The following is a 6,155-nucleotide window of genomic DNA, read 5'->3' as shown; positions in this document are numbered from 1 at the left end:
GCGCAGCAGCGTCAGGCGCTCCTCGAGGAGCTCCTCGAGCTCGGGGATGGAACGACGCTCGAGGAGCATGTCCCAGTGCGTGCGCTGGTGCTTGACGGGCTTGGCCTCGGGCTCGGGGCCGCCACCCTGGAGCTTGGCGTCGAGACCGCAGCGGCACTCCCACGTGGGCGGCACGTCGGCCTCGATGGAGAAGGGGAGCTCGGTACGGTGGCCCTCGGGGCAGACGTAGGCGGTGAGCTGGCGCTCACTCGGTACGACGTTCTCGTCGGATTCCATGCTCCTCGCACCGAGGTTGGAACCGCGTAGTGCTCGATCGGCCATCTGGACCCCTCCAAGACTCGTGTCTGTGGACACCGCTCTGGTGCCATACCCTCACAGACGCTTGAACGAGCGTGACGGCTCAGTTGTTCCCTGAGCGTCCGGGATTGTAAGCCGGTCTCAGACGACCGCCGGGACCGGGTTGCCGGCCTGCTCGATGCCCTCACGCATCCGGACCCGTGCGAGCAGGACGCCGCCGAGGGCGAAGAAGACGATGAGCGCGATGATCGCCCAGCGGTAGCTGAGCGTGAACTGGTAGACGAGCCCGAAGATGAGCGTGCCGAACCAGCTCGTGCCGCGCTCCATCGCCTGGTAGAGGCTGAAGTACTCGGCCTCGCGGCCGCGGGGGATGAGCTGGCTGTAGAGCGACCGGGACAGGGCCTGCGTGCCGCCCAGGACGAGGCCGATGAGCAGTGCCAGCGCGAGGAAGATGACGAGCGACTTCGAGGGCACGAGGAAGGCGAAGACGACGACGACCGTCCACAGGCCGATGCCGTAGAGGACGGTGCGCCAGGCCCCGATGGACGCCGCCACCCGACCGAAGAGCCGTGCGCCGACGAAGGCGACGAACTGCACGAAGAGGAAGACTCCGAGCACCGTCGTCTCCGAGAAGCCGAGCTCCTTGGAGCCGTAGACGCTCGAGCTGCCGATGACGGTCTGGATGCCGTCGTTGAAGAAGAGGTACGCGAGGAGGAACAGTTTCGTCTGGGGGTAGTTCGCGAGGTCGCTGAACGTGCTCCGCAGCTGGGCGATGCTGCCACCGACGACCCCGGCCGAGCGCTCGACGGGCGTCTCGACCGTGCCGGTCAGGTGACGCAGCCCGAGGTAGGGGATGATCGTGAAACCGGCCCACCAGAGTCCTGCGGACAGGATGCTGAGGCGGGTCGACAGGGACCGGTCGAGCCCGAGGTCCTCGTGGAAGAAGTCCAGGCCGAAGTTGAGCGCGAGCAGGATGCCGCCGCCGAGGTAGCCGAACGCCCAACCCTTCGAGGAGACGCGGTCGCGCTCGTTCTCGTTGGCGATGCGGCACAGGATCGAGTCGTAGATGACGAGCGAGGCGCCGAGGCAGATGCCGGCGACGACCACGAGCGCGGCTCCCAGCTGCCAGTTCGTGCCCGCGACGAAGAACATCAGGCTGGCGGCCAGGGCACCGGCCCACGCGAACCCGCCCAGCAGGCGGGTCGGGTGCGGGCTGCGGTCGGCGATGGCGCCGATGAAGATCAGGACGATCGCGGAGAGGATCGTCGTGAAGGTCACGGTGAAGAACCACAGCGACCCCGGCGCGACGGGGATGCCGAGCACGGAGAGGTTCGTCGTGCAGTCCTGGCCGTCGGGCAGGCCGGGACAGGCGGCCTCCTCGGCGACGGTCGTGAGGTAGGGGCTCATGAGCACCGTGGCGGTGGTCGTGACGTAGGCCGAGTTGGCCCAGTCGTACCAGTACCAGGCCCGCTGCTCCCGGGTCTCCGGTCGTGCGGCGTTGACGACGACGTGCGACATGCGAGGACTGTCCCACACGGCCGGGCGCCCCGACAGGGGGAGCGGCGTCGACACGCGGCGTCGACACGCGGCGTCGACACGCGGCGTCGACACGCCGCGTCAGCGGCTCGTGAGGATGACGAGCTGCTGTGTGGCCCGGGTCATCGCGACGTAGCGGTCGACGGCCCCCTCGATGCCGTCACCGAACCGCTCCGGGTCGACGAGGACGACGAGGTCGAACTCGAGCCCCTTGGACAGCGCGGGTGTCAGCGCCCGGACGCGCTCGCTCTCCTCGAGKGGCGGGCCGCCGATGACACAGGCGGTTCCGTCGGCATGGGCGGCCAGCCACGACTGCAGGATCGCCACGAGGTCGGCTGTCGCGCCGTGCTGGACCGGGACGCCGCTTACGCGGATGGAGGTCGGGACGTTCGCATCCGGCAGGGCGGCCCGGATGACCGGCTCGGCCTCCGTCATGACCTCTGCGGGGGTGCGGTAGTTGATGCTGAGCGCGGCCAGGTCGACGCGGTCGAGCCCGATGCGGGCGAGTCGCTCGTGCCACGACTCGGTGAAGCCGTGACGGGCCTGTGCCCGGTCGCCGGCGACGGTGAGGCTTCGCGACGGACAGCGGTTCAGCAGCATCCGCCACTCGGCATCGGTCAGCTCCTGCGCCTCGTCCACGACCACGTGGGCGAAGGGTCCGGCCAGCAGGTCGGGACGGGCGTCACGCCCTGCGTCGTCGTCGAGGGCGCTCCGCAGGTCCACACCGCGCAGCATCGACATGACGTGCATGTCGGAATCGTCCGACGCGATGAGGTGCTCCGCGACCCTGGCCCGCTCCTCGCGCTCGGCGGCGCGGGCCGCGTCGGCCCGGCGCCGGCGCCGGGCCGTCTCCCGGTCTCCGAGCCGCAGCCGGGCCGCGTCCAGCAGGGGCAGGTCCGAGACCGTCCACGCGGCCGGTTCGGCACGCTGGAGCCGACGGACCTGCTCGATGCTGAGGGTGGGCGCGCAGCGGCGCAGGTATGCCGGGACGGTCCACAGGTCCCCGACGAGGTCGTCGGCGTCGAGCAACGGCCAGGAGCGCTCAAACGCGGTCCTGAGCTCGCGGTTCTGCTCGAGCGAGCGCCGGACCATCGCGGGCGTCGCCTCGGCTGCCACGTCCTGGCCATCGTCGAGGCGCACCTCCAGGTCGTGGCGGTCGAGGAGGATGGTGAGGAGGGCCTCCCAGACGTCGTCGCGAGCCTCGTTGTGGGGGACCTGGAGACCCGCCGCGAACGCTTCTGCCCAGTCGGCGGGGGAGAGCCAGACGTCGGCCCAGGGGGTCGTGACCTCCATCCCCTGGCTGGGTGGCTCCTCGTAGAGGCCGACCGCGGGCTCGATGGCGTCGACGAGCTCCATCGAGGACTTGAGCCGAGCCACCTCCGGGTCGGTCTCGGGCGGCGCCGTGGCGCCCTCGGGGAGGAGGTCGCGCAGGGTGCACGTCTGCACGCCTTCCTCACCGAGGCTCGGCAGGACGTCGGCCACGTAGGAGAGGTAGGGCTCGTGCGGCCCGACGAACAGCACGCCGCCCCTGCGGTGCCCGAGCCGCGGGTCGGAGTAGAGCAGGTATGCCGTGCGGTGCAGCGCGACGACCGTCTTGCCCGTGCCGGGACCACCGTCGACGACGAGGGCGCCGCGGGAGCCGGCCCGGATGATGGCGTCCTGGTCGGCCTGGATGGTGGCCAGGACGTCACGCATCCGCGGTGACCGGCTCGCACCGAGCGAGGCGATGAAGGCGTCGTCGTCGTCGAGGGTCGCCTGGTCCTCGAGGCCGTCGGAGGTGAAGACCTCGTCCCAGTAGTCGCTGACGCGGCCGCGCGTCCAGCGGTAGCGTCGTCGGCTCCGAAGGCCCATGGGATTGGCGTGGGTCGCGCCGAAGAACGGTTCGGCGGCGGGTGAGCGCCAGTCGACCAGCACCCGCCGGCCCGCGCGGTCGGTCAGGCCGAGCCGTCCGACGTACGTGGGACGGGAATCGTTCTCATGAACGATGTGGCCCAGGCACAGGTCGAGCCCGTAACGGCTCAGGGTGCGCAGGCGGGCCGTGAGTCGGTGGACCTCCTGGTCCCGGTCCAGGGCGGCTTGTCCTCTGCCACCCGGTGCCCGGCGCGCGGCAGTCAGGCGGTCGGACAGCTCGGCGCTCGTCTGCGCCAGGGTCTCGGCGATCGCGGCGAAGTGCGCCTCGTCGTGGGCGATGAGGGCCGGGTCGGCCTTGGGCATCAAGCGGTCAGAAAGGGCGAAGGCGCTGGTCGTCTGGGGGTTCACGTGGTGAGCTCCGTCCCGAGTTCAGGTGTCGGCCAGCGATTCTGCGGCATGCACGGGGTCTTGCCGCAAGACCCGGGGTGCGCTATACGTTGGAAGTGGAAGGACGGCGTCGGCGTCCTTCCTTTTTCGTGCTCGATGCCGTGCTCGGGCCGGTGCCGACACGGGCGCTCGTGACGGGACCCAAAACGCCGATAATCGACATTATGTCACTTTGACTTGAGGTGGGGCTCCCCRCAGGGACGTCTACCGGTGGTCCTAGATGCGCTCTCGGAGCCGTAGCCTTGGCGGCGATGCAGTGTGACTACTTCGACTCCGGACGGTGCGGCTCGTGCGCCCTCATGGGCGTCCCGTATGCCGTCCAGCTCGCCGACAAGCACCGTCGGTGCGAGCTCGCGCTGGCCRACGCCGCACCGGACGTCGTCTGGCTCCAGCCCTTCGCCAGCGCCGAGTCCGCCTTCCGCAACAAGGCCAAGCTCGTCGTCGGCGGACGCACCGGCGCCGTGACGCTCGGCATCCTGGACGCCGACGCGAACGGCGTCGACCTGCGGGCGTGCGGCCTGCACGAGCAGCCGCTGCAGCGGCTCATCCCGCACGTCGCAGCGCTCGTCGACGAGATGGCCCTCGAGCCGTACGACGTGGGCGCGCGCCGGGGCGAGCTCAAGCACGTCATCCTCACGCTCTCCCCCGCCGGCACGGTCATGCTCCGCTTCGTCCTGCGCTCGCGCCGTCATCTCGCGCTGCTCGAGTCGCGCCTGCCGACGCTGCTCGCCCGGGTGCCGGAGGTTCCCGTCGTCTCCGTCAACCTCCAGCCGGAGCACAAGGCCGTCCTCGAGGGCGACACCGAGATCGTCCTGACGTCGCAGGACGTGCTGGCCATGCCGGTCAACGGACTGACCCTCAACCTGCGACCCAACAGCTTCTTCCAGACCAACACCGCCGTCGCGGCCGGCCTCTACCGCCAGGCGCAGGACTGGATGCGAGGGATCTCACCCGACGCCGTGCTCGACCTCTACTGCGGTGTCGGCGGATTCGCTCTGCACGCTGCGCAGGCGGGCGTCGGCCGGGTGCTCGGCGTCGAGGTCTCCCCCGATGCCGTGCTGAGCGCCGAGCGGTCGGCCCGGGAGCTGCGCGCGGAACGCCGGGACGTCGGCGACGTCGAGTTCCGGGWGGGCGACGCCACCGACGTCGGCGCCCTCGACCCCGACCTGCTCCGGTCCGGAGGTTCGACGGTTGTGGTCAACCCGCCCCGTCGCGGCATCGGCCCCGACCTGGCGCGCTGGCTCGAGCAGTCCGGGGCCGCCCATGTCATCTACTCGAGCTGCAACGTGAGCAGCCTCGCGCGCGACCTCGCGCTCCTGCCGTCCTACGAGACGCGCCGGGCCCGCCTCTTCGACATGTTCCCCCAGACGTCGCACCACGAGGTCATCGTGCTGCTCGAACGCCGATGAGCGACGACTCCCCCGTCGTCGACCGCGCCCGACTCGCCCGGATCCAGAGGCGTTTCGTTGAGTTCGCGGCCGAGTATGCTGCGCTCCCGCTCTATGCGGCGCTGTGTCGTGAGCTGGCCCGAGACGACGAGGCGGCCGCGCTGCTGCTCGCCGCCCGCCCCGGTCAGGCGCGTCCCGTGCTGTGGCTTGCCGCCGTGCACGAACTCGTCCTGCGGAACCCGGATTCGGCTGCAGCACAGTGGTATCCGAGTGTGGTCGGACGAGATGCGGTTGCGTCCGGTGATTCCTGGCCGTCTGTCCGCGAGCTTGTCATGGAGCACCGCGACGAGCTCGTCGAACGCATCGCCACCCAGGGCACGCAGACGAACGAGGTCAACCGCGCCGTGTATGTCGCGGTGGGTCTTGTGGCGGCGACCGCTGACCGGCCGGACCTTCCCGTGGCTCTCGTAGAGCTCGGTGCGAGCGCTGGGCTGCTCCTCGGTGTCGACCGGTATGCCGTCGAGCTCGTCTCACCCGGGAGCCGGGTGCTCTTCGGCGACGCCGCCTCGTCGGTGCGCTGTGTGGGGGTCGACCGGGCCGGTGTCGGCGTCCATCTGACCCAGCGCCGCCTCGGCC

Annotated in this window: 5 protein-coding genes; 2 read left to right on the top strand and 3 right to left on the bottom strand. The window is 70.5% G+C overall.

The window, feature by feature from the left end; translation table 11 throughout:
- The 3 genes from AC1DP0_RS16580 to helR form a co-directional block, all read right to left on the bottom strand.
- A partial coding sequence (locus AC1DP0_RS16580) for an RNA polymerase-binding protein RbpA (RefSeq protein ID WP_478086271.1) occupies positions 1–321 on the bottom strand: 321 nt, incomplete at its 3' end.
- Between the two features lie 117 nt (positions 322–438).
- Positions 439–1,815: an MFS transporter gene (locus AC1DP0_RS16575; protein ID WP_478086269.1), complete on the bottom strand. Its 1,377-nt coding sequence runs from the start codon at positions 1,813–1,815 to the stop codon at positions 439–441.
- 99 nt (positions 1,816–1,914) lie between these two features.
- The gene (gene helR, locus AC1DP0_RS16570; RefSeq protein ID WP_478086267.1) at positions 1,915–4,092 is read right to left on the bottom strand and encodes an RNA polymerase recycling motor ATPase HelR; all 2,178 of its coding nucleotides are present in this window, start codon (positions 4,090–4,092) and stop codon (positions 1,915–1,917) included.
- A gap of 290 nt (positions 4,093–4,382) precedes the next feature.
- On the opposite strand from helR, the gene AC1DP0_RS16565 reads away from it, so the two are divergent.
- Positions 4,383–5,540 (top strand): methyltransferase domain-containing protein, encoded by a 1,158-nt coding sequence (locus AC1DP0_RS16565; RefSeq protein ID WP_478086265.1) that lies wholly within the window; start codon positions 4,383–4,385, stop codon positions 5,538–5,540.
- Positions 5,537–6,155, top strand: a 619-nt coding sequence (locus tag AC1DP0_RS16560; protein WP_478086263.1) for a DUF2332 family protein, incomplete at its 3' end; no start/stop codon positions are given. The genes AC1DP0_RS16565 and AC1DP0_RS16560, both read left to right, overlap by 4 nt.

The sequence above is a fragment of the Terrabacter sp. P5_B1 genome, from assembly GCF_056400505.1.
Note: the sequence above shows the minus strand (reverse complement) of the source record. Positions and strands in the feature narration are given on the sequence as shown.